21 protein-coding genes are annotated in these 20,359 nt (G+C 53.5%); 11 read left to right on the top strand and 10 right to left on the bottom strand.

Annotated elements, in window-relative coordinates; all coding sequences use genetic code 11:
* Positions 1–76 precede the first annotated feature (76 nt).
* The 3 genes from infC to fumD form a co-directional block, all read right to left on the bottom strand.
* Positions 77–619 (bottom strand): translation initiation factor IF-3, encoded by a 543-nt coding sequence (infC, locus tag IAE50_RS02375; RefSeq protein WP_071789579.1) that lies wholly within the window; start codon positions 617–619, stop codon positions 77–79.
* Between the two features lie 3 nt (positions 620–622).
* The gene (gene thrS / locus IAE50_RS02370) at positions 623–2,551 is read right to left on the bottom strand and encodes a threonine--tRNA ligase (RefSeq protein WP_094420089.1); all 1,929 of its coding nucleotides are present in this window, start codon (positions 2,549–2,551) and stop codon (positions 623–625) included.
* Positions 2,552–3,102: 551 nt separating this feature from the next.
* The gene (fumD, locus tag IAE50_RS02365; protein ID WP_042715883.1) at positions 3,103–3,315 is read right to left on the bottom strand and encodes a fumarate hydratase FumD; all 213 of its coding nucleotides are present in this window, start codon (positions 3,313–3,315) and stop codon (positions 3,103–3,105) included.
* 227 nt (positions 3,316–3,542) lie between these two features.
* Here fumD and IAE50_RS02360 point away from each other — a divergent pair, with 227 nt between their 5' ends.
* Positions 3,543–4,988 (top strand): flagellin, encoded by a 1,446-nt coding sequence (locus IAE50_RS02360; RefSeq protein ID WP_200579464.1) that lies wholly within the window; start codon positions 3,543–3,545, stop codon positions 4,986–4,988.
* A 163-nt stretch (positions 4,989–5,151) separates the two neighbouring features.
* Here IAE50_RS02360 and IAE50_RS02355 read toward each other — a convergent pair whose 3' ends face one another.
* Together IAE50_RS02355 and IAE50_RS02350 are read right to left on the bottom strand one after the other, a co-directional pair.
* On the bottom strand, positions 5,152–5,355 hold the full coding sequence (locus tag IAE50_RS02355; RefSeq protein ID WP_054802949.1) for a hypothetical protein: 204 nt from the start codon (positions 5,353–5,355) through the stop codon (positions 5,152–5,154).
* A gap of 245 nt (positions 5,356–5,600) precedes the next feature.
* Positions 5,601–6,356 (bottom strand): YdiY family protein, encoded by a 756-nt coding sequence (locus tag IAE50_RS02350; RefSeq protein ID WP_023481849.1) that lies wholly within the window; start codon positions 6,354–6,356, stop codon positions 5,601–5,603.
* Positions 6,357–6,642: 286 nt separating this feature from the next.
* Between IAE50_RS02350 and pfkB the strand changes: the two genes are divergently transcribed.
* The 3 genes from pfkB to IAE50_RS02335 all read left to right on the top strand — a co-directional run bounded on the left by pfkB (position 6,643) and on the right by IAE50_RS02335 (position 8,924).
* A complete protein-coding gene (gene pfkB, locus IAE50_RS02345) occupies positions 6,643–7,575 on the top strand; it encodes a 6-phosphofructokinase II (RefSeq protein ID WP_200133137.1) in 933 nt (310 codons plus the stop codon).
* Between the two features lie 92 nt (positions 7,576–7,667).
* The gene (ghoS, locus tag IAE50_RS02340) at positions 7,668–7,958 is read left to right on the top strand and encodes a type V toxin-antitoxin system endoribonuclease antitoxin GhoS (protein ID WP_200579463.1); all 291 of its coding nucleotides are present in this window, start codon (positions 7,668–7,670) and stop codon (positions 7,956–7,958) included.
* A gap of 105 nt (positions 7,959–8,063) precedes the next feature.
* The gene (locus IAE50_RS02335) at positions 8,064–8,924 is read left to right on the top strand and encodes a fructosamine kinase family protein (RefSeq protein ID WP_094420093.1); all 861 of its coding nucleotides are present in this window, start codon (positions 8,064–8,066) and stop codon (positions 8,922–8,924) included.
* Positions 8,925–8,974: 50 nt separating this feature from the next.
* On the opposite strand, the gene IAE50_RS02330 is transcribed toward IAE50_RS02335, so the two are convergent.
* On the bottom strand, positions 8,975–9,511 hold the full coding sequence (locus IAE50_RS02330; protein ID WP_139567267.1) for a YniB family protein: 537 nt from the start codon (positions 9,509–9,511) through the stop codon (positions 8,975–8,977).
* Between the two features lie 146 nt (positions 9,512–9,657).
* On the opposite strand from IAE50_RS02330, the gene hxpB reads away from it, so the two are divergent.
* The 4 genes from hxpB to IAE50_RS02310 all read left to right on the top strand — a co-directional run bounded on the left by hxpB (position 9,658) and on the right by IAE50_RS02310 (position 13,442).
* The gene (gene hxpB, locus IAE50_RS02325; protein ID WP_200579462.1) at positions 9,658–10,326 is read left to right on the top strand and encodes a hexitol phosphatase HxpB; all 669 of its coding nucleotides are present in this window, start codon (positions 9,658–9,660) and stop codon (positions 10,324–10,326) included.
* A gap of 146 nt (positions 10,327–10,472) precedes the next feature.
* On the top strand, positions 10,473–11,234 hold the full coding sequence (gene kduD, locus IAE50_RS02320; RefSeq protein ID WP_094420096.1) for a 2-dehydro-3-deoxy-D-gluconate 5-dehydrogenase KduD: 762 nt from the start codon (positions 10,473–10,475) through the stop codon (positions 11,232–11,234).
* 97 nt (positions 11,235–11,331) lie between these two features.
* A complete protein-coding gene (locus IAE50_RS02315; protein WP_094420097.1) occupies positions 11,332–11,922 on the top strand; it encodes a metal-dependent hydrolase in 591 nt (196 codons plus the stop codon).
* Between the two features lie 128 nt (positions 11,923–12,050).
* A complete protein-coding gene (locus IAE50_RS02310) occupies positions 12,051–13,442 on the top strand; it encodes an L-cystine transporter (protein WP_200579461.1) in 1,392 nt (463 codons plus the stop codon).
* A gap of 47 nt (positions 13,443–13,489) precedes the next feature.
* Here the strand turns inward: IAE50_RS02310 and cedA are convergent, their stop codons facing one another.
* Positions 13,490–13,744, bottom strand: coding sequence for a cell division activator CedA (cedA, locus tag IAE50_RS02305; protein WP_258185103.1), 255 nt, complete (start codon positions 13,742–13,744; stop codon positions 13,490–13,492).
* Positions 13,745–13,938: 194 nt separating this feature from the next.
* Between cedA and katE the strand changes: the two genes are divergently transcribed.
* Positions 13,939–16,197 (top strand): catalase HPII, encoded by a 2,259-nt coding sequence (gene katE / locus IAE50_RS02300; RefSeq protein ID WP_200579460.1) that lies wholly within the window; start codon positions 13,939–13,941, stop codon positions 16,195–16,197.
* 57 nt (positions 16,198–16,254) lie between these two features.
* On the opposite strand, the gene osmE is transcribed toward katE, so the two are convergent.
* Positions 16,255–16,623 carry an osmotically-inducible lipoprotein OsmE gene (osmE, locus tag IAE50_RS02295; protein WP_042716978.1) on the bottom strand — a complete coding sequence of 123 codons (369 nt, stop codon included), beginning with the start codon at positions 16,621–16,623 and terminating at the stop codon, positions 16,255–16,257.
* A gap of 252 nt (positions 16,624–16,875) precedes the next feature.
* On the opposite strand from osmE, the gene nadE reads away from it, so the two are divergent.
* Both nadE and cho read left to right on the top strand, forming a co-directional pair.
* A complete protein-coding gene (nadE, locus tag IAE50_RS02290; protein WP_200579459.1) occupies positions 16,876–17,706 on the top strand; it encodes an ammonia-dependent NAD(+) synthetase in 831 nt (276 codons plus the stop codon).
* Positions 17,707–17,871: 165 nt separating this feature from the next.
* Positions 17,872–18,735 (top strand): excinuclease Cho, encoded by an 864-nt coding sequence (gene cho / locus IAE50_RS02285; RefSeq protein WP_076769745.1) that lies wholly within the window; start codon positions 17,872–17,874, stop codon positions 18,733–18,735.
* Here the strand turns inward: cho and ves are convergent.
* Positions 18,732–19,286, bottom strand: coding sequence for an environmental stress-induced protein Ves (ves, locus tag IAE50_RS02280; RefSeq protein ID WP_023481716.1), 555 nt, complete (start codon positions 19,284–19,286; stop codon positions 18,732–18,734). The two genes, cho and ves, sit on opposite strands and share 4 nt — an antisense overlap.
* 309 nt (positions 19,287–19,595) lie before the next feature.
* Positions 19,596–20,078, bottom strand: coding sequence for an ATP-independent periplasmic protein-refolding chaperone Spy (gene spy / locus IAE50_RS02275; RefSeq protein WP_094420101.1), 483 nt, complete (start codon positions 20,076–20,078; stop codon positions 19,596–19,598).
* Positions 20,079–20,359: the final 281 nt, after the last annotated feature.

Here is a 20,359-nt window from a genome sequence, read left to right as displayed (position 1 = left end):
CGCATTGTTAATAAACGAAACAAAGGCGAACTAAACCCGCGAGCACGAGGCCCACAGGTTTAATTACTTGATGGCCTTACTGTTTCTTCTTAGGAGCAAGCACCATAATCATCTGGCGGCCTTCGATCTTCGTAGGGAAGGATTCGACAACTGCCAGTTCGACCAGATCTTCTTTCACGCGGTTAAGCACTTCCATACCGATCTGTTGGTGGGCCATCTCACGACCGCGGAAACGCAGTGTGATCTTGGCCTTATCGCCCTCTTCAAGAAAGCGAATCAGGCTGCGGAGTTTTACCTGATAGTCGCCTTCATCTGTACCAGGTCGGAATTTGATTTCCTTGACCTGAATAACTTTTTGCTTCTTCTTCTGTTCCTTAGAAGATTTGCTCTTTTCATAGAGGAACTTGCCGTAGTCCATTATACGGCAAACGGGCGGCTCGGCGTTAGGGCTAATTTCAACTAAATCAACCCCGGCTTCTTCAGCTTTTTCCAGAGCTTCTCGCAGACTCACAATACCAAGCTGCTCGCCTTCCAGACCAGTTAAGCGAACTTCCAGGGCGCGGATCTCGCCATTAATACGATTGGGACGCGCCGTTTGAACTCGTTTTCCGCCTTTAATACCTTATTCCTCCAGTTGTTTAAGACTGCGGCTGCGAATCTCTTGTTGCAGCTTCTCGATAACTTCATTTACGTCAAGGCTACCCAGGTCTTTACCGCGACGGGTACGCACAGCAACTTTGCCGGCTTCAACCTCTTTGTCACCACAAACAAGCATATAAGGGACACGACGTAAAGTGTGCTCGCGGATTTTAAAGCCTATCTTCTCGTTTCTCAAGTCTGCTTTTACACGAATGCCTGCATTTTGCAGTTTCTCGGTCAATTCGTTGACATATTCAGACTGTGAATCAGTGATGTTCATGACCACTACCTGCACCGGCGCAAGCCAGGTTGGGAAGAAGCCTGCGAACTCTTCAGTCAGGATGCCGATAAAGCGCTCCAGTGACCCAAGAATTGCGCGATGAATCATAACTGGAACCTGACGCTCGTTGCTTTCGCCCACATAAGAGGCGTTCAGACGAGCCGGCAGGGAGAAGTCCAGCTGTACCGTTCCGCACTGCCATGCACGATCGAGGCAGTCATACAGGGTAAATTCAATTTTCGGACCGTAGAATGCGCCTTCACCCAGCTGATATTCAAATGGGATATTGTTCTCTTCCAGCGCAACTGCCAGATCCGCCTCAGCACGATCCCACATCTCGTCACTACCGATACGTTTCTCGGGACGGGTGGAGAGTTTGACAACGATCTTTTCGAAGCCAAACGTGCTGTACATATCGTAGACCATACGGATGCAGGCGTTCACTTCATCGCGAACCTGCTCTTCCGTACAGAAGATGTGCGCATCATCTTGCGTAAAGCCGCGCACACGCATCAGACCGTGCAACGCGCCCGAAGGTTCATTACGGTGGCAGCTACCGAACTCCGCCATACGCAGCGGCAGGTCGCGGTAGGATTTCAACCCCTGGTTGAAAATCTGCACATGTCCCGGGCAGTTCATCGGTTTGATGCAGTATTCACGATTCTCCGAAGAGGTCGTAAACATAGCATCTTTATAGTTGTCCCAGTGGCCGGTTTTTTCCCACAGCACACGGTCCATCATAAACGGGCCTTTAACTTCCTGGTACTGGTACGCTTTCAGCTTAGAGCGTACAAACGTTTCCAGTTCACGGAAAATGGTCCAGCCATCGTTGTGCCAGAATACCATACCCGGCGCTTCTTCCTGCATATGGTACAGGTCAAGCTGCTTGCCGATTTTACGGTGGTCGCGTTTTGCTGCTTCTTCCAGACGCAGCAGATAGGCGTTAAGCGCTTTTTTATCTGCCCATGCGGTACCGTAAATGCGCTGCAGCATCTTGTTGTTGCTGTCGCCACGCCAGTAAGCGCCCGCCGTTTTCATCAGTTTGAAATGGTGGCAGAAACGCATATTCGGTACGTGCGGACCACGGCACATATCGACGTATTCTTCATGATGATACAAGCCAGGCTTATCATCATGGGCAATATTTTCATCAAGAATGGAGACTTTGTAGTTTTCACCGCGTGCGACAAACGTTTCACGCGCTTCCTGCCAGCTCACTTTCTTCTTGATAACGTCATAGTTGGATTCGGCGAGCTCGTGCATACGTTTTTCGAGCGCGTCGATATCTTCCTGAGTCAGGGTGTGGTCGAGATCAACGTCATAATAGAAACCGTTGTCGATAACCGGACCAATCGCCATTTTGGTGTGCGGCCATAGTTGCTTGATCGCATGGCCCAACAGATGCGCACAGGAGTGGCGGATAATCTCCAGCCCTTCCTCATCTTTTGCGGTGATGATAGCAAGGTTTGCATCACTGTCGATGATATCTGAAGCATCGACCAGTTCACCGTTGACGCGCCCGGCAATGCAAGCTTTCGCCAGGCCAGGGCCAATATCAAGCGCGACATCCAGGGGACTTACGGCGTGGTCATAATGGCGTTGACTGCCATCAGGAAGCGTAATTACAGGCATTTCATTTCCTTAATTTGCAGTGGTGCGCCACACGAAAGAGCACATGCAAAATGAGATTTCAAAGATATAACAGCCGCTTAGATAAGTTTTCTCGCTTCACTCTGCGGAATATGTATCGAACGGTAATGACCGCACTTTACCCTTACCCGCTGCTGTTAAGTACCCGACAATAGTACACATTTGCACTCGGCGTTGAAAGGGCTAGTGTGGCGCGGATCGTTATTGCGCCCTTTTTCGGCTCTATTGGGGAGTAAGTCGCCATTCAACTGTGCTGGCGCAAGGAAGGTATTATCTGATTTTGCTTTGCCATCTTGACACAACAGGGGTGGAAGCAGTCTATTTGGCTTCCCATTAACCCCTAACCCACTGATAAATCATGGTAATAGTTTATATCTTAGCCATTGTTCTGCTGATTGCGATTGTTTTTTTTGCCTTTTATAAACACAGCAAAGTGAAATATTCACAAACCCTACCGGTTTCCCCGAGAAAACGACGCTAGGGCTTTCGCTTCTCCCGGGCACGCAGCAATGCGTGCCCTGTTGAAACCCGGCTCAGGCGTCGAAACCCAGTGCGCGAATCACCTCTTCCATCGCCGCTTCGGTCAGTTCGGTACGTTTAATTCTCTGATTAGCCAGCATGGTTCTTACCACACCCGCAATAACAATATGCTTAGGCTCCTGTCCCAGGTCACGCATCTCAAGCACCACCTTGCCCACCACCCGGCACATCTCATCGTATAACGCCGCATCATTCAACTTGCCCATATCGCCCCACTTTTTTCATTAGAAAGCCTTGAGTAAAACGCAATCTATCCTTATCCCCATTGCCTGTAAGTGTGCCACAACACAGCAAATCTATAGCGGAAATGTAAAAGCACTTGTTTTTTATACAGTTGCACAAAGTTAAATTTCCTTATCGATTTACCTTAAAGAAACTCACTCCTGTTGCCGATAAATAGAGCATTCGTGGTTTGAATGATATAGCGACGGTAATGCAAGCGATCAATTACAACGAGATGACGGGATTGAACCTGACGGTTCGAAAAACGACCTCATCGACTCTGCAGGAGTCAATTGAGCGTTTATCGTCAGGCTTTCGAATCAATGGCGCAAAAGACGATGCGGCAGGCCAGGCCATCGCCAATCGTATGCGTTCTAACAGCAACGCAGACACCGTGGTTTCCCGCGGGCTTGATGACGCCATCAGCATGGCGCAGACCGCCGATGGTGGCCTGAGTACCATTAGTGAACGGCTGATTCGCGCTAAAAGCCTGGCTATCCAGGCTGGCAACAGCACGCTTTCCGACAGCGACAGACGCAGCATACAGAATGAGTATCAAAGCATTCTGGATACCATTCAGTCGATTTCCGAAGGCACCGAGATTTTCGGCTCTTATCCGCTGGCAACGGACGCGCCGGAACTTCCGCCAGCACTTATCGGCGATGTTCCGCCGCTGAGTACGAAATTTCCGGTGAGCGGAACGGACTATTCGTTCAGCTCAGGCATCGTCTCGCTGGCCTATATTCCTGCGGGAGCGAAAAATATTACTATTACCATCGACTCACTCGGTCTGGATGACGATATCCAGCTCTTTACGCGTGACGGTAAACATCTGGCTGGTACGCCGATTAATGGCAGTGACCCGGATTACACCTGGAAAAGCCGCGGCATCACGGATTCAGCAAAGGCGACCAGCCGCGTTTTGACCGCATCGAATGGCTTTAAGAGTGGCGCCACTTACGATGACTCGTTACTGATTGAGGGTGGCTCTTCCTGGGCATTAAATGGTAGTTCGACGCTCGCCTATAATGGCATGACCATCAAATACAGTGGTGACGGCGATCGTTATGAGTCCGGTGCTGCCTACAATGATGGCAGCAATGGTTCGAACCGCCTTGAGCGTTTAACGATCGATAATGTCACCGAAGATCTTGTTGTCATGGTCGTCGGTAGCGGCTCTTTTACCAGCAACCTGACCTGGGGCGAGCTGCCAAAACCGACCATTACGCCGGAAGTGCCACCTAAGCAGAGCAGGCCGTGGGAAGTGGTGACCAGCGCCACTGTCGGGGATGAGATCAAATCAACGACCATTCCGACCACGCCCGCGGATGTTAAATCCCTTGGCTTAACCGGCACGGATCTGCTGTCAGAAACCACTGCTGGTAAGGCGATGGGCAAACTCGACCAGGCGCTGGAGAAAGTGAGCGGTTACCGCGCGCAATATGGCGCTTTTATTAATCGTTTTGAATCAAACAAATCGGTGCTGGCGCAGCAGAGTGTCGCCATACAGGCGGCAAAGAGCCGGATAGAAGATGCAGATTACGCGCTGGAAGCGAGCAAGATGGCTAAAGCACAGCTGTTACAGCAGGGTCAGGACGCCGTGCTAAAAGTGGCGAACCAGGCGGCGGAGAATATTCTCTCTCTCCTGCGTAGCTAATACTTTGAGATTTAACGCAACCAGAGATAAGCGTTATTCGTGCACTTTTTATAAATAACTTTTCAGAATCGACTCATTATTAAGTCTGTCTTGCCAAATTTAAAAACCGGTACCGCATAATCCGGTTTTTAAATTAAGCAGATGAAACTGCTAAGAATAATCTTTATTCCCATCCACCGGCTACAAGCGTATGCGCATTAAAAGCAGCGTCATTAGTACCTTTTACTGCATGCGTGCCGGGGATCATGTTTGAACCCGCTTCGATGCTGGTGATGTGGTTAGTAGATTGTGCAGGCTGTGCCGCGAAAGCGCTGAAAGAGAGCGCAGAAATAACCAGCGCGGCGGCGGTTGTTGTGATTGTTTTCATGATTGAATTCTCTTGCTGAAATAGATTTAACTGGCCGGGCAGCAGCGTGCCCACAGCAAGAATTGTAGATCTGGATCACACTTTTTCCCAGTCAATTTATTTAGCCGTTCGTGTCAAATAAACTGAATATGTTTCTCAAAGAGGAAATGTGGAGAGAAAGTGCAGGATGGGACTTAAATAAAATTAATCAGCGAATTGCGCACTGCGTGTAAATAAAAACGGGCCGGATAATCCGGCCCGTCCAGTTAAATTTTGTAGCCTAAGGTAATAGACGTTCTGCGATCGGTATGATCCGGTGCCGATGATGGCGGCTCGGAGTTCCAGGTCACGTTATAGGCAACTTTCAACGCGAAGTGGGAGTTAATCGCCACGTTCAGTGCGGTTTCGGAGTTGACGGTGGTATCGTCCGCACCAAACACCGAAACGCCCTGGGTAAATTTCGCATTGTCAGAGAACTGCCACGCGTAAGTGCCAGACGCATAGCCCAGCGCCGTCGTTTTGGTATCGCCGTTAGTGTACTTGTCATAACGTACACCCGGACCGAATTCGAGACGGAAACTGTGAACCGGGCCATTCAGGAACTGACGACCATAACCGGCGGTAGCGATGTCACGGGCGTGGTAACCGTTGTAGCGATCGGTTAACCAGCTCGCCTGGCCAAACAGGTAGTCGTAGTCAGTCATGTTATAACGGCTACGACCACCAACGGCATACTTCTCGGAAGAACGTTCGTCATTAGACGAGGTATTACTGGCGTTGCCCCACAGGGACCAGGCCGTAGAATCGCCATACCATGTCAGGGTAGAGTCAGCCGTCAAAGAGGAACTCTTTGTGTTGCCTGACTGACCGAGATAGCCACCGTTAACATTACCTTCAAACGGTTTTTTCGCGGAGGCGGGGTCATCCATGACAGTAAAAACGGTATCATCTGCGACAGCATTCATCGACGCAAGCACGCCCGCAGCCATAACCAGCGCGGGTACTGTCTTAAAAAGCTTCATTTTTTTAAAATCCGTACAGTAAATGAGACCAACACGGTCCCGGAAACTTTCTTATGGATCAATGACCAACGGTCCGCAGAAAGGTAACAAATTATAAAAAGACCGCTTAAACATATCAATGAAATCTTATTTGATTTTTTGAATAAGAGAGATCTCAGAATAATTGTTATAGATTCCGAAATATCACCGTAAAAATAATATCGTATTTAAAATCATACTGTTATTTACTTTCCCTTCGCTGTAAATGGTGCCAGGCTTACTGCACCCTACGTAACAGGAGGTCAATATGGTATCGATTTATACGCTAACGCTCGCGCCATCTCTCGATAGCGCGACAATAACGCCGCAAATTTATCCGGAAGGAAAACTCCGTTGCACCTCGCCGGTTTTTGAACCGGGTGGCGGCGGCATTAATGTTGCCCGCGCCATTGCCCACCTCGGCGGCAAAGCTACCGCGATTTTCCCGGCGGGCGGCGCAACCGGTGAACACCTGACTGCCCTGCTCGCCGATGAGCATGTCCCGACCCTCAGCGTGCAGACCGCCGACTGGACGCGACAGAACCTGCATGTGCACGTTGAAGCGAGCGGCGAGCAGTATCGCTTTGTGATGCCCGGCGCCGCCCTCAGCGAAGATGAGTTCCGCCAGATAGAAGAGAGAGTGCTGACGATAGAGAGCGGCGCGATTCTGGTCATCAGCGGCAGTCTTCCGCCTGGTGTACAGCTTGAAAAACTGACGCAGTTGATTACGGTCGCGCAAAAACAGGGGATCCGCTGCATTATCGACAGCTCAGGCGAAGCGCTGGCCGCTGCGCTGGAGATTGGCAATATCGAACTGGTCAAACCCAACCAGAAAGAGCTGAGCGCGCTGGTTGGCCGACCGCTGAACCAACCCCATGACGTATTGCGTGCCGCGCAGGAGATCATTAACAGCGGCAAAGCGCGCCGCGTAGTGGTCTCGCTTGGGCCGCAAGGGGCGCTGGGGGTGGATCAGCAGGGGCATGTTCAGGTTGTGCCGCCGCCGATGAAAAGCCAGAGCACCGTTGGTGCGGGTGACAGCATGGTCGGTGCCATGACCCTTAAGCTTGCCGAAGATGCCCCGCTCGACGATATGGTGCGCTTTGGCGTCGCAGCCGGCAGCGCGGCAACCATCAATCAGGGTACGCGCCTGTGTGCCAGTGAAGATACGCAAAAGATCTACGACTACTTATGCGGTGCTTAAGCGCGTTAACGCAGCGAGAATCGCTGGCGATGGTCGACAAATAGTCGTCGCCGACTATGCTAAAAAAATTTGCATTAACAATGAGGTGAAATATGAGTAGCGATGGCATCAGCCGCTACGTCGTCACGGTGAAATTTCACGATGAGACGCTAACGGATATCAATGAGCTGAATAACCACTTTACACTTGCGGGCTTTCTTATCACCATGGCGGACGACGATGGCAAGGTGCACGATCTGGGCACCAACACCTTCGGCCTGATTAGCGCCTTAAATGAGCAAGAGGTTCATGATCTCGCCAGCGGCCTGGCCGAAAGCGCCGTCGGGCGAAAAACCGATGTCACGGTTTCCACCTGGGAGACGTGGCGGCAACAAGAGCAATAAGTGCCATCCTGCGCCGTGCGTGCGCCTGGTGTGCGTTAAGTCGAATTTTTTCACAGCTTTAGTGCGCTAACCTAATGATCTGGCTGATTACATGGGAGAAATATCATGTGGCAAGCGATAAGTGGTCTGTTAAGCGAGCAACTGGGTGAAGGCGAAATTGAACAACGCGATGAGCTACCGGGCGGCGAAATTCACGCTGCATGGCGCATACGTTACGCAGGACGCGACTGTTTCGTTAAATGTGATGAACGCGCCCTGCTTCCCATCTTCACTGCCGAAGCCGATCAGCTGGCGCTGCTGGCGCGCAGCAATACGGTCCGGGTGCCTGAAGTGTGGGCGGTCGGCAGCGACCGCGACTACAGCTTCCTGGTGATGGAGTACCTTCACGCCCGCCCGCTGGATATGCATAGCGCCTTTTTGCTGGGCCAGCAGCTTGCCCGGCTCCATCAGTGGAGCGATCAGCCGCAGTTTGGTCTCGACTTCGATAACGATCTCTCCACCACCCCGCAGCCGAACGCCTGGCAGCGACGCTGGTCGACCTTTTTCGCCGAGCAGCGTATCGGCTGGCAGCTTGAGCTGGCGGCGGAGAAAGGGCTACAGTTCGGCAATATCGATGCAATTGTTGAACATGTCCAGCAGCGGTTAGCTGGCCACCAGCCGCAGGCCTCTTTACTGCATGGCGATCTCTGGTCCGCCAACTGCGCCCTTGGCCCGGATGGCCCCTATATTTACGATCCCGCCTGCTACTGGGGCGACAGGGAGTGCGATCTGGCGATGTTGCCGCTCCATCCGGATCAGCCGCCGCAGATCTACGACGGTTACCAGTCTATCTCCCCGCTCCCGCCCGACTTTCTCGACCGCCAACCGATTTACCAGCTCTATACCCTCTTCAACCGCGCCATTCTTTTCGGCGGTGAACATTTGATGAATGCACAGAAGGCGCTGGATCGGGTATTGGCCGCGTAAAAGTGGAAGGCTAAGAAGCCCGATCGCGAATGCTATCGGGCGCTGTCACTTTACAGAAAGCCGAGCAGCTTAAAGAAGAAGTACCCCGCCACGATGATAATGGCCGGCAGCACATAGAGCGGGAAAATCTGCAAGAAAATGGTGTGGTTTGGCACATTAATACGCGCTTCGATCTGCTCGCGGGTCAGCCCCTCGTCGCCTTTGGCTTTTTCGAGGATCAGCTGGTTTTCCACCCCTTCACGCACAAAGCGTGCCTGGCGGCTCATGCGTGCACCGGAAGCCTGTAAAGCCAGGCCAATAAAGATCAGCGCGAAGATAATCCAGAAGAGAACGTTCAGACCCTGCTGAAAATGGGGCGTCGGCGAGTTGTACCAGAAGAGATTGAGGAATGGCGTATTGAACCGCATCATCTCAATCATCACGTGGGCGAAATCGAGCATCACGGCGTTAATACCGGGCTGTTTATCGCTATGCTCATACATAAACTTCAGGATCGAAATAACGGTCGAAATAACGGCCGGAATAAAAATCACCCAACCCAGAACGCGTTTCAGTACGGCGATGCGTCCAGCTTGTTGATACGTCATGGATTCCCCTTGTTGTTGACGCACTGTTTGTGCCTTAGTCTACCTGCTGATAACTATTTTCGCCTGATTTTTAAAGACGCCAGGGTGAACGCATTGCCATACTCACTACCTTCACCCTGTTTAATCACGCTAACCGGAGAGGTGTTATGTCTGCCCCGCGCCAAACAGTTGCAGCAATTTTTGATATGGATGGTTTATTAATTGACTCGGAACCGCTGTGGGATCGCGCTGAACTTGAGGTGATCTCAAGCCTCGGCGTCGACATCACGCGCCGCGACGAACTGCCTGACACGCTGGGCCTGCGCATCGATATGGTGGTTGATTTATGGTATGCGCAACAGCCGTGGAGCGGTCCGTCCCGCCAGCAAGTGACCGCACAAATTATCGAGCGCGCAATCGCGCTGGTAGAAGCAGAGCGCCCACTGCTGCCGGGCGTGCGTGAAGCGCTGGCACTGTGCAAAGCGAACGGCCTGCGTGTCGGGCTGGCCTCCGCCTCGCCGCTGCATATGCTCGAAAAAATTTTAGCGATGTTCGACCTTCGTGACAGCTTCGATGCACTGGCCTCTGCCGAGAGCCTGCCTTACAGCAAACCGCACCCGCAGGTTTATCTTGATTGCGCGGCGAAACTCGGTGTCGATCCCTTAGCCTGCGTGGCGCTGGAGGATTCCGTAAACGGGATGATTGCCAGCAAAGCGGCGCGCATGCGTTCGATTGTGGTGCCCGATGAGGAGCATCGTGCCGATCCGCGCTATGTGCTGGCGAATGTCAAACTCGACAGCTTGCAGCAGCTCACCGCTGCACATCTGCTCGGTTAATAATGTGCAGGAGCAGCGCAAAGCTGCTCCTGCATCACAAAAATATTGAAACATGATTTCATTTGTTTGTATTTTACGCTCCCGCCTTCTATTCTGATCCGCAGGCATTGACGCCCGTCACGACATGACATCACGCCGGAGTAGATATGATACTGGATGCTTTTAAGCTAACGGATAAGGTGGCTCTTGTAACCGGATGCGATACCGGTCTGGGCCAGGGCATGGCAATAGGGCTGGCGGAAGCAGGCTGCGATATTGTCGGTGTTAACCGGAAAATCCCTCATGAAACGGCAAAACGCGTCGAGGCGCTTGGCCGCCGATTTCACGCGATTCAGGCCGACCTGCGCGACCAGCAGCAGCTGGCCTCGATTGTCGATCAAGCGGTGGCGAAGATGGGGCACCTTGATATTCTCATCAATAACGCCGGAACTATCCGCCGCTGTGACGCCATCGATTTCAGCGAAAAGGATTGGGATGAGGTGATGGATCTCAACCTCAAATCGCTCTTCTTCCTCTCCCAGGCTGTCGCCCGACAATTTATCGCCCAGCGCAGCGGCGGCAAAATTATCAATATTGCCTCGATGCTCTCTTACCAGGGCGGCATTCGTGTTCCCTCTTATACCGCCTCAAAAAGCGGCGTGATGGGCCTTACCCGCCTGCTGGCGAATGAGTGGGCGAAGCACAATATTAACGTCAACGCGATTGCACCCGGCTATATGGCGACCAACAATACCCAGCAGTTGCGCGAAGATGCTGAACGTAATCAGGAGATCCTCGATCGTATTCCCGCGGCTCGCTGGGGTACGCCGGAGGATTTACAGGGCGCGGCGGTTTTTCTCGCCTCTTCGGCGGCTGACTACATAAATGGTTACACGCTGGCGGTCGATGGCGGCTGGCTGGCGCGCTAAATTAGCAGGATTGTGACAAAGAGTTACACCGTCACCTCTTCCGCCTACTGTACAAACATCCTATACTGTATGCATCGACAGTTTAGCGAGTTTGATCATGACGGCGGAAGGACACCTGCTTTTCTCCATAGCCTGCGCGGTGTTTACCAAGAATGCCGAATTGACGCCCGTGCTTGCACAGGGCGACTGGTGGCATATTGTGCCTTCAGCCATTCTCACCTGCCTGCTGCCGGACATCGATCACCCAAAATCCTTCCTCGGCCAGCGGCTAAAGTGGATCTCAAAACCCGTTGCGCGCGCCTTTGGTCACCGTGGATTCACCCATAGCCTGCTGGCGGTCTTTCTTGCGCTTACCCTTTTTGCCTTAAAAGTCCCTGATAGCTGGATCCTGCCGACGGATGCGCTGCAGGGTATGGTCGTCGGCTATCTCAGCCATATCGTTGCAGATATGCTCACGCCTGCCGGTGTACCGCTGCTGTGGCCCTGCCGCTGGCGCTTTCGCCTGCCGATTCTCGCGTCACAAAAAGGTAACCAGATGGAGCGAGTGCTCTGCATGGCCCTGCTCACCTATGCCGTGTGGATGCCGCAAACCTTGCCCGAAAATGGTGCAATCCGCTGGTCATCCGAAGCGATAAATATCCTGCAAAATGAGTTCAATCGCTTTATTGATCGCCAGATTGCACGATAAATAGTCGCTTTTGAACACTTCGCTATAAAGCATTCCATTTGGATATAAGCCGCCCCGGGCACTTCTGCTAACCTTGCGCCACAGGATGACCTCGATGTCATCAATATAATGAAATCAGGAGAACGGGGATGAATTTTCCATTAATCGCGAACGTTGTCGTGTTCGCTGCACTGCTGCTTTTGCTGGCGCAGGCGCGCCACAAACAGTGGAGCCTGGCAAAGAAAGTACTGGTTGGTCTCGGGCTTGGCGTGGCATTCGGTCTTGCGCTGCAGGCCATTTACGGTGCCGATAATCCGGTGCTGAAAGAGTCTATTCAGTGGTTCAACGTAGTCGGTAACGGCTATGTGCAACTGCTGCAAATGATTGTGATGCCGCTGGTTTTCGCCTCGATCCTCAGCGCCGTTGCACGTCTGCACAACGCGTCGCAGCTGGGCAAAATCAGTTTCCTTACCATCGGCACGCTGCTGTTCACCACGCTTATCGCCGCGCTGGTGGGTGTGCTGGTGACCAATCTGTTTGGTCTTACCGCTGAAGGGCTGGTGCAGGGCAGCGCAGAAACCGCGCGTCTGAACGCCATTCAGAGCAACTACGTTGGTAAACTGGCCGATCTGACCGTGCCACAACTGCTGCTGTCGTTTGTGCCGAAAAACCCGTTTGCCGATCTGACTGGCGCAAGCCCAACGTCGATCATCAGCATCGTTATCTTTGCCGCTTTCCTCGGCGTTGCCGCGCTGAAGCTGCTGAAGGATGATGCGCCGAAGGGCCAGCGCGTGCTGACCGCCATCGACACGCTGCAGAGCTGGGTGATGAAGCTGGTGCGTCTGGTAATGCAGCTGACGCCGTACGGCGTGCTGGCGCTGATGACCAAAGTGGTTGCTGGCTCCAACATCCACGACATCATCAAGCTGGGCAGCTTTGTTATCGCCTCTTACCTCGGCCTCGGCATTATGTTCGTGGTACATGGCGTGCTGCTGGGCGTAAATGGCGTCAGCCCGCTGAAGTTCTTCCGTAAAGTGTGGCCGGTACTGACCTTTGCCTTCACCAGCCGCTCCAGCGCAGCCTCTATTCCGCTGAATGTGGAAGCGCAGACCCGTCGCCTTGGCGTACCGGAGTCGATTGCCAGCTTCTCCGCCTCCTTTGGTGCGACCATCGGCCAGAATGGCTGTGCGGGTCTCTACCCGGCAATGCTGGCGGTGATGGTTGCACCAACGGTCGGCATCAACCCGCTGGACCCGATGTGGATCGCCACGCTGGTCGGTATTGTCACCATCAGTTCCGCCGGTGTAGCGGGCGTGGGCGGCGGTGCTACCTTCGCCGCGCTGATTGTGCTGCCGGCGCTTGGCCTGCCGGTTACGCTGGTTGCGCTGCTAATCTCCGTCGAACCGCTGATCGATATGGGCCGTACCGCGCTGAACGTGAGCGGCTCCATGACCGCCGGGACGCTGACCAGCCAGTGGCTGAAGCAGACAGATAAAACCATTCTGGATAGCGAAGAGCACGCCGAACTGGCACATCACTAAGCTTCCCGCGTAAAAACAAAAACGCCTGCACACTGCAGGCGTTTTTTTTATTCCTCTATCTCGCCTTCCTGACGCATCTGCGTCGCCCAGCGCTGCGCCGCATCCGGCGTAGTGAAGGTCGGCGAGCGGCGGAAATTCTCGCCCATCAACACAAACGCGACATATTTAGCGCGCAGCCTCCAGACATCACGATAACCTTCGACCTTTGACGCATGGTCGGGGGGCGCCGGTTCGACGCGCGGGACATAGCTGATAATGACTCGATTCTGTTGACGAAGCGTTTTCATAAGCGATGCATTCACTAAAGACAAATTTCACACACACGAAAGCCAATGATAGCCGATTGTGACCCCGCTCGTCGCGCCCGGCGTGCGCTTCTCAGCGCGTTTTCAAGGCCGGGCCGGTAAACGGGCGCGACCGGGACATTGTTCTATAGTTAGAAGGGTTAATGGCAATAACCTGCCTTTTTAGTCATGGATAACAGGAGACGAGTTCAATGTCGCAGCATGAGAAAGAGACGCAACCTTCCCGCGCCCCGGTTGATGATGAAAACGAAGCCCGCCCGGGACTGGATTCCCTCGCACCATCCGATAACTCCCACCGCCCTTCGCCAAAACCGACCGCACCCGGTGAAGAGCCCACCGCACCTGGCAGCCTTAAATCACCCGATACCGCCAATGAGAAATTGAATGCGCTGGAGCCGTTCCGTAAGGGCGGCGAAAACGCCGCGCTAACCACTAACCAGGGTGTGCGCATCAGCGACGATCAGAACTCGTTGCGCGCAGGCTCGCGCGGCCCGACGCTGCTGGAAGATTTTATTCTGCGCGAAAAGATCACCCATTTTGACCATGAGCGTATCCCTGAACGTATCGTGCATGCGCGTGGCTCGGCGGCGCACGGGTACTTCCAGCCCTACCGCAGCCTGCAAGATATTACCAAGGCCGATTTCCTCTCCGACCCGGAGAAGATCACCCCGGTGTTTGTGCGCTTCTCAACCGTACAGGGCGGTGCCGGTTCAGCGGATACCGTGCGTGATATTCGCGGTTTCGCCACCAAGTTCTACACCGAAGAGGGCATCTTCGATCTGGTCGGCAACAACACGCCGATCTTCTTCTTGCAGGATGCGCACAAATTCCCCGACTTTGTCCATGCGGTGAAACCGGAGCCACACTGGGCTATTCCGCAGGGTCAGAGCGCGCACGACACCTTCTGGGATTACGTCTCCCTGCAACCGGAAACCCTGCATAACGTGATGTGGGCGATGTCCGACCGCGGCATTCCGCGCAGCTATCGCACCATGGAAGGGTTTGGTATTCACACCTTCCGCCTGATTAACGCCGAAGGGAAAGCGACCTTTGTACGCTTCCACTGGAAACCGCTGGCGGGTAAAGCGTCGCTGGTGTGGGACGAGTCGCAGAAGCTGACCGGGCGCGATCCGGACTTCCACCGCCGTGAGCTGTGGGAAGCGATTGAAGCGGGCGACTACCCGGAATATGAACTGGGGCTGCAACTGATCCCGGAAGAGGACGAATTCAAGTTCGATTTTGACCTGCTCGACCCGACCAAGCTGATCCCGGAAGCGCTGGTGCCGGTGCAGCGGGTCGGCAAAATGGTGCTCAATCGTAACCCGGATAACTTCTTTGCCGAAAACGAACAGGTGGCCTTCCATCCGGGCCATATTGTCCCAGGGCTCGATTTCACCAACGATCCCCTGTTGCAGGGGCGCCTCTTCTCCTATACCGATACGCAGATCAGCCGTCTCGGCGGGCCGAACTTCCACGAAATTCCGATTAACCGCCCGACCTGCCCGTACCACAACTTCCAGCGTGACGGCATGCACCGGATGGATATCGACACCAATCCGGCCAACTATGAGCCGAACTCCATCAACGATAACTGGCCGCGCGAAACGCCGCCGGGGCCGAAACGCGGTGGTTTTGAGAGCTATCAGGAGCGTGTTGAAGGGCATAAAGTGCGCGAGCGCAGCCCCTCATTTGGTGAGTACTACGCCCATCCTCGCCTCTTCTGGCTAAGCCAGACGCCGTTTGAACAACGCCATATCGTTGATGCCTTCAGCTTTGAGCTAAGCAAAGTGGCACGCCCCTATATTCGCGAACGCGTGGTCGATCTGCTGGCACATATTGATGTCAAGCTGGCGCAGTCCGTCGCGGAAAACCTGGGTATTACCCTGACGGAAGAGCAGTGCAATATTACGCCGCCGCCTGCGGTAAATGGCGTGGAGAAAGATCCCTCCCTCAGCCTTTATGCCATTCCGGATGGCGATGTGAAGGGCCGTGTGGTCGCAGTGCTGCTGCATGACAATGTTCGCTCGCAGGATGTGCTGACTCTGTTGCAAGGGCTGAAGAACAAAGGCGTGCACGCCAAACTGCTCTATTCACGTATGGGCGAAGTGGTGGCTGATGATGGCTCCCGCTTGCCGGTGGCGGCAACTTTTGCCGGTTCGCCTTCGCTGACGGTGGATGGCGTCTTTGTGCCCGGCGGCGATGTCAGCACGCTGCTGCAAAATGGCGATGCGAAATACTACCTGCTGGAAGCCTATAAGCATCTCAAAACTATCGGTCTTGCCGGTGACGCCCGCCAGTTTAAAGGGGTGATCCACGTAAACCCGCAGGGCGAAGAGGGCATTATTGAAGGCGATATCGCGTCCACCGCGCTGGTGGAGGATTTTATCGAACAGCTTTCCGCGCACCGCGTCTGGTCACGTATCAGCAAAATCGATAACGTGCCGGCATAAGGCATAAAAAAACCGGCCAGATGGCCGGTTTTTTGTGTGCTCAGGCGAATCAAAAAATTACTGGAAAGGTTTTTTCTGCTGAGACTGCTGCTGCGGTGCCTGCGGGTCGGTGTCGTATTCAGAACAGGTCTGATAACCCGAGTTCAGCACGTGACCGGTCTCATCCAGTGCAACGAAGTAGGTTTCAGTTTTGCCGTTACGCTGACCCAGGATATAGGTCTGGCAGGTACCACGAGCGTGAACCATGCTCACTTCTGATGACGGACGGCCTGCAATCTGCATTACCTGCTGGCGGCTCATCCCTTTTTTCACATCTTTAACGACCGGCTGACTAACCTGATCTTTCGCGCGATCGTAAGCGGTACAACCAGCCAGCATAGTCAGTACTGCTGCGGCGCCCAGAATTCCTGCGATATTCTTATTCATATTCCATCCTCTTTAGTATCCGCTTCTGTATCAGCGTGTTAACTAAGCCTGGAATATAATATTGGAATTTTCAACTCAGGACAGAAAATGATATATCTTTCAGAAAAATCTAATAAAAGTGCGTAAACGACCTGAATCGGCGCAAATTACGGCACGTAAAACTGTGAACCTTGTCGTTTTCCCACGAAGGGGTTAGCTTTAATGAATAACAATTTGCAACCTGCACAGCAGGATTCAACAACGGAGGGGTTAATGGCTCTGCAACAAGAGATTATTCAGGCACTGGGCGTCAAGCCAACCATCAATGCCGAAGAAGAAGTTCGCCGCAGCGTGGATTTTCTGAAAACGTATCTGAAAACCTATCCCTTTATCAAATCACTGGTGCTCGGCATCAGCGGTGGCCAGGACTCGACGCTGGCGGGGAAAATCTCCCAGTTAGCCATCTCGGAGCTGCGTGAAGAGAGCGGCGACAGCGAGTTGCAGTTTATCGCCGTGCGTCTGCCCTACGGCGCGCAGGCAGATGAGCAGGATTGCCAGGACGCGATTGCGTTTATCAAACCTGACCGCGTCCTGACCGTCAATATCAAAGCCTCGGTGCTGGCAAGCGAGCAGGCGCTGCGCGATACCGGTATTGAGCTGAGCGACTTTGTGCGCGGGAATGAGAAAGCGCGCGAGCGTATGAAAGCGCAGTACAGCATCGCCGGGATGTGCAAAGGGATTGTTGTCGGAACCGACCACGCCGCCGAAGCGGTCACCGGCTTCTACACCAAGTATGGCGATGGCGGTACCGATATTAACCCGCTGTTCCGCCTCAATAAGCGTCAGGGCAAACAGCTGCTGGTGCACCTTGGCTGCCCGGAGCATCTCTATAAGAAAGCACCGACTGCCGATCTGGAAGATGACCGCCCTTCTCTGCCGGATGAAGCCGCACTTGGCGTCACCTACGAGAATATCGACGATTATCTGGAAGGCAAAACGCTGGATGAAGCGACCGCCCGCATTATTGAGGGCTGGTATGTGAAGACCGAGCACAAGCGCCGTCCGCCAATCACCATTTTCGACGATTTCTGGAAGAAACAGTAAACCGTGACGCCCGCTCAGGCCTACAGATACGCTGTAGGCCTGCTAAGCGAAGCGGTATCAGCTCCCTTCTTCCCGCCCCACACTTGCCTGATCTTTCCAAATGTTTCTTTTTTAACCTGAAGCACCCTGCTACACTGTACAAGTAACCAGTATCAGGAGTTCCGTGTGGCAAGGCGTCAATCGGCCCCGCGTCTTTCATTTGAGGCGGCGGCAATCTATGAATACCCCGAACATCTGCGTCAGTGGCTTGAGGCGATGCCTAAGCACCCTGGCGTCTATATTTTTCACGGTGACAGCGAGGCCATGCCGCTCTATATCGGCAAAAGCGTCAATATTCGCAGCCGCGTGATGTCCCATTTCCGCACCCCGGATGAAGCCTCCATGCTGCGCCAGTCAAGGCGCGTCAGCTGGATCTGCACCGCCGGCGAGATTGGCGCGCTGCTGCTGGAAGCGAGGCTTATTAAAGAGCAACAGCCGCTGTTTAATAAACGCTTGCGCCGTAATCGCCAGCTCTGTTCCCTGCGCGTGGAGGAAGGTAAACCGCAGGTGGTCTACGCCCGCGAAGTGGACTTCTCCTCATCGCCGCATCTTTTTGGCCTGTTTGCCAACCGGCGCACGGCGCTACAGGCGCTGCAATCTATCGCTGATGAAGAGAAGCTCTGTTACGGCCTGCTTGGTCTTGAACCACTCAGCCGTGGCCGCCCCTGTTTTCGCTCGGCGTTGAAACGTTGCGCCGGTGCCTGCTGCGGGAAAGAGAGCGTTGAAGAGCACAATAGCCGTTTTCTCGCCGCGATGGCGCGCATGCAGCTGGTGTGCTGGCCGTGGCAGGGCCCGATTGGCTTAAAAGAGAGCTTTGGCGAGATGACGCAGTATCACATCATCCATAACTGGCTCTGGCTGGGTTCGGTCAATACGCCAGGCGAAGCGGCAGCCTTGCTGCGCACGCCCGCCGGCTTCGATCACGATGGCTATAAAATTCTGTGTAAACCGCTGCTGTCGGGTGAACACGAGATCGTCGAGCTGGCTTAGTGCCCGGCCAGCCACGTGATTTCGCTAAAGAGTAACTGCCCTTCGGCGCGGAGCAGCCGCAGGGTCTGCCTCCCCTCCTGCCAGCAGGCGCCCTGATCGGCGGTGAGCAGTTTATCGCCCAGCTGCCATGCGCCACTCAGCACAAACACCACCCCGCCGCGCGAGCCGAAGGTGGTAAAGGTGCGATCGGCGATGCGCACGTTCGCCTGGCAGCGATCGCGGCGGGTCATAATATTAAAATCCATCGACATGCGGCCTTCGCAAAGCTCGGCCTTGACCGGCTGATCCCCGGCGAAGGTGAAGGGCTGGTGGCGTTTCAACGTATGGCGCACGCTGCCGCCGTTGAGCGTCACTTCCCCGCCCTCAATCAGGGTGATCACGCGATCGACGCCGGGAAACGGCGTAAACTCGCCGTTTCCGGCCAGCGAGGCAATGCTGGCGCGCCAGTTAAATTCGCGGGTAGCGGGCGGAAAGCAGCAAATCTCGCGCGTTTCGCCTGCGCCATTTCGCCAGAGATTGACCGGCATTTTGCGAATATCAAAGAATTCCATCATCACTCCTGAATAGCACAGCGATACGCTGCGCCGCTGCTTCTGAAACAGCGTGCATTCTTGTTCTTGTTCACATTGGCTATAAACAGGTTATCGGCAGCCAGGCAGCGATGCCTTAGGCTACGACGTAACCAGAGATGTAAAAAAGTATAAACTTCAGATAAGTAGCAACTTCGGGCACACAGGAACAACGAGGATACCGCGCCGGTAGCGGCTGGCAAGAGGCAGGCGAGAAAAAACCGCCGGTTCTGCCCATCATGTGCTATTGGCGATGGGCAAAACCGGCGGTCTTAAGAGGGGTCGACTAAATTATTCAGCCGGTGCAGGAGGCATTTTATCGCCTGCGGCTGGTCGTTCTGTCAGACGCTTCTCAAAATTGGCATTGAACTGTTTTTTCTGATCCGGCGTCAGAATGTTGTAGATCTTGTTCTGCGTTTCCATATGTTTGAGCATGTCGGCTTTGCGCTGCTCATCCATCTTGTTGATTTGCGCTTCGGCTTTGGCTTTATCGAAGCTGTCGCTGGCAACAATCTCATGCATCGCGCGCAGTTCTTCCACTGGCGGACGTTTCATCTCTTCACGCTGGCTCTTCATAATGTCGCGGATTTGCGTTTTCTGCGCATCGGTCAGGTTCAGGCCCTGGAACATCATCTCGTGCGGCCCTTTTCCTTTGTGATGATGCATCATCGGTTTGGCATCGGCCGGTGCAGCCGGAGCATCATCAGCGTGCGCAAGGCTTGCAGCACCAAACGCCAGGGTAGAGGCAACAAACAGGGCAGTCAATTTACGCATAATATTCTTCCTTACTTCAGTTTTATATACGGCGGTTGCCGTGTTGACGCTAATCACTTTAGCGCTTCAAGCGTCAATTAATCAGAGCGATGGTAAAACAGTGAAAGTATAAAAGTGAGATTTTAATCAAATATGAAGGAAATAAGGATAAACGGTGAAGAGTGGAAATAAAAATAAACAAGCCGCTGAAATATAAGTTTTTTATGGAGATAAGTAAAAACTGAGTATGCTATTTTTTTCAGCACTCAACAAGATAATTCCGTAATAAATTCAGAGAGCAA

Source organism: Kosakonia sp. S42 (genome assembly GCF_016624785.1).
Taxonomy (GTDB): Bacteria; Pseudomonadota; Gammaproteobacteria; order Enterobacterales; family Enterobacteriaceae; genus Kosakonia; species Kosakonia cowanii.
Note: the sequence above shows the minus strand (reverse complement) of the source record. Positions and strands in the feature narration are given on the sequence as shown.

Coding starts and splice junctions, on each gene's coding strand:
- IAE50_RS02310 (WP_200579461.1), top strand. CDS start 12,051: ATGAATTTTCCATTAATCGCGAACGTTGTCGTGTTCGCTGCACTGCTG.
- katE (WP_200579460.1), top strand. CDS start 13,939: ATGTCGCAGCATGAGAAAGAGACGCAACCTTCCCGCGCCCCGGTTGAT.
- nadE (WP_200579459.1), top strand. CDS start 16,876: ATGGCTCTGCAACAAGAGATTATTCAGGCACTGGGCGTCAAGCCAACC.
- pfkB (WP_200133137.1), top strand. CDS start 6,643: ATGGTATCGATTTATACGCTAACGCTCGCGCCATCTCTCGATAGCGCG.
- ghoS (WP_200579463.1), top strand. CDS start 7,668: ATGAGTAGCGATGGCATCAGCCGCTACGTCGTCACGGTGAAATTTCAC.
- IAE50_RS02335 (WP_094420093.1), top strand. CDS start 8,064: ATGTGGCAAGCGATAAGTGGTCTGTTAAGCGAGCAACTGGGTGAAGGC.
- fumD (WP_042715883.1), bottom strand. CDS start 3,315: ATGGGCAAGTTGAATGATGCGGCGTTATACGATGAGATGTGCCGGGTG.
- kduD (WP_094420096.1), top strand. CDS start 10,473: ATGATACTGGATGCTTTTAAGCTAACGGATAAGGTGGCTCTTGTAACC.
- hxpB (WP_200579462.1), top strand. CDS start 9,658: ATGTCTGCCCCGCGCCAAACAGTTGCAGCAATTTTTGATATGGATGGT.
- IAE50_RS02315 (WP_094420097.1), top strand. CDS start 11,332: ATGACGGCGGAAGGACACCTGCTTTTCTCCATAGCCTGCGCGGTGTTT.
- IAE50_RS02350 (WP_023481849.1), bottom strand. CDS start 6,356: ATGAAGCTTTTTAAGACAGTACCCGCGCTGGTTATGGCTGCGGGCGTG.
- ves (WP_023481716.1), bottom strand. CDS start 19,286: ATGGAATTCTTTGATATTCGCAAAATGCCGGTCAATCTCTGGCGAAAT.
- osmE (WP_042716978.1), bottom strand. CDS start 16,623: ATGAATAAGAATATCGCAGGAATTCTGGGCGCCGCAGCAGTACTGACT.
- IAE50_RS02360 (WP_200579464.1), top strand. CDS start 3,543: ATGCAAGCGATCAATTACAACGAGATGACGGGATTGAACCTGACGGTT.
- spy (WP_094420101.1), bottom strand. CDS start 20,078: ATGCGTAAATTGACTGCCCTGTTTGTTGCCTCTACCCTGGCGTTTGGT.
- IAE50_RS02355 (WP_054802949.1), bottom strand. CDS start 5,355: ATGAAAACAATCACAACAACCGCCGCCGCGCTGGTTATTTCTGCGCTC.
- thrS (WP_094420089.1), bottom strand. CDS start 2,551: ATGCCTGTAATTACGCTTCCTGATGGCAGTCAACGCCATTATGACCAC.
- IAE50_RS02330 (WP_139567267.1), bottom strand. CDS start 9,511: ATGACGTATCAACAAGCTGGACGCATCGCCGTACTGAAACGCGTTCTG.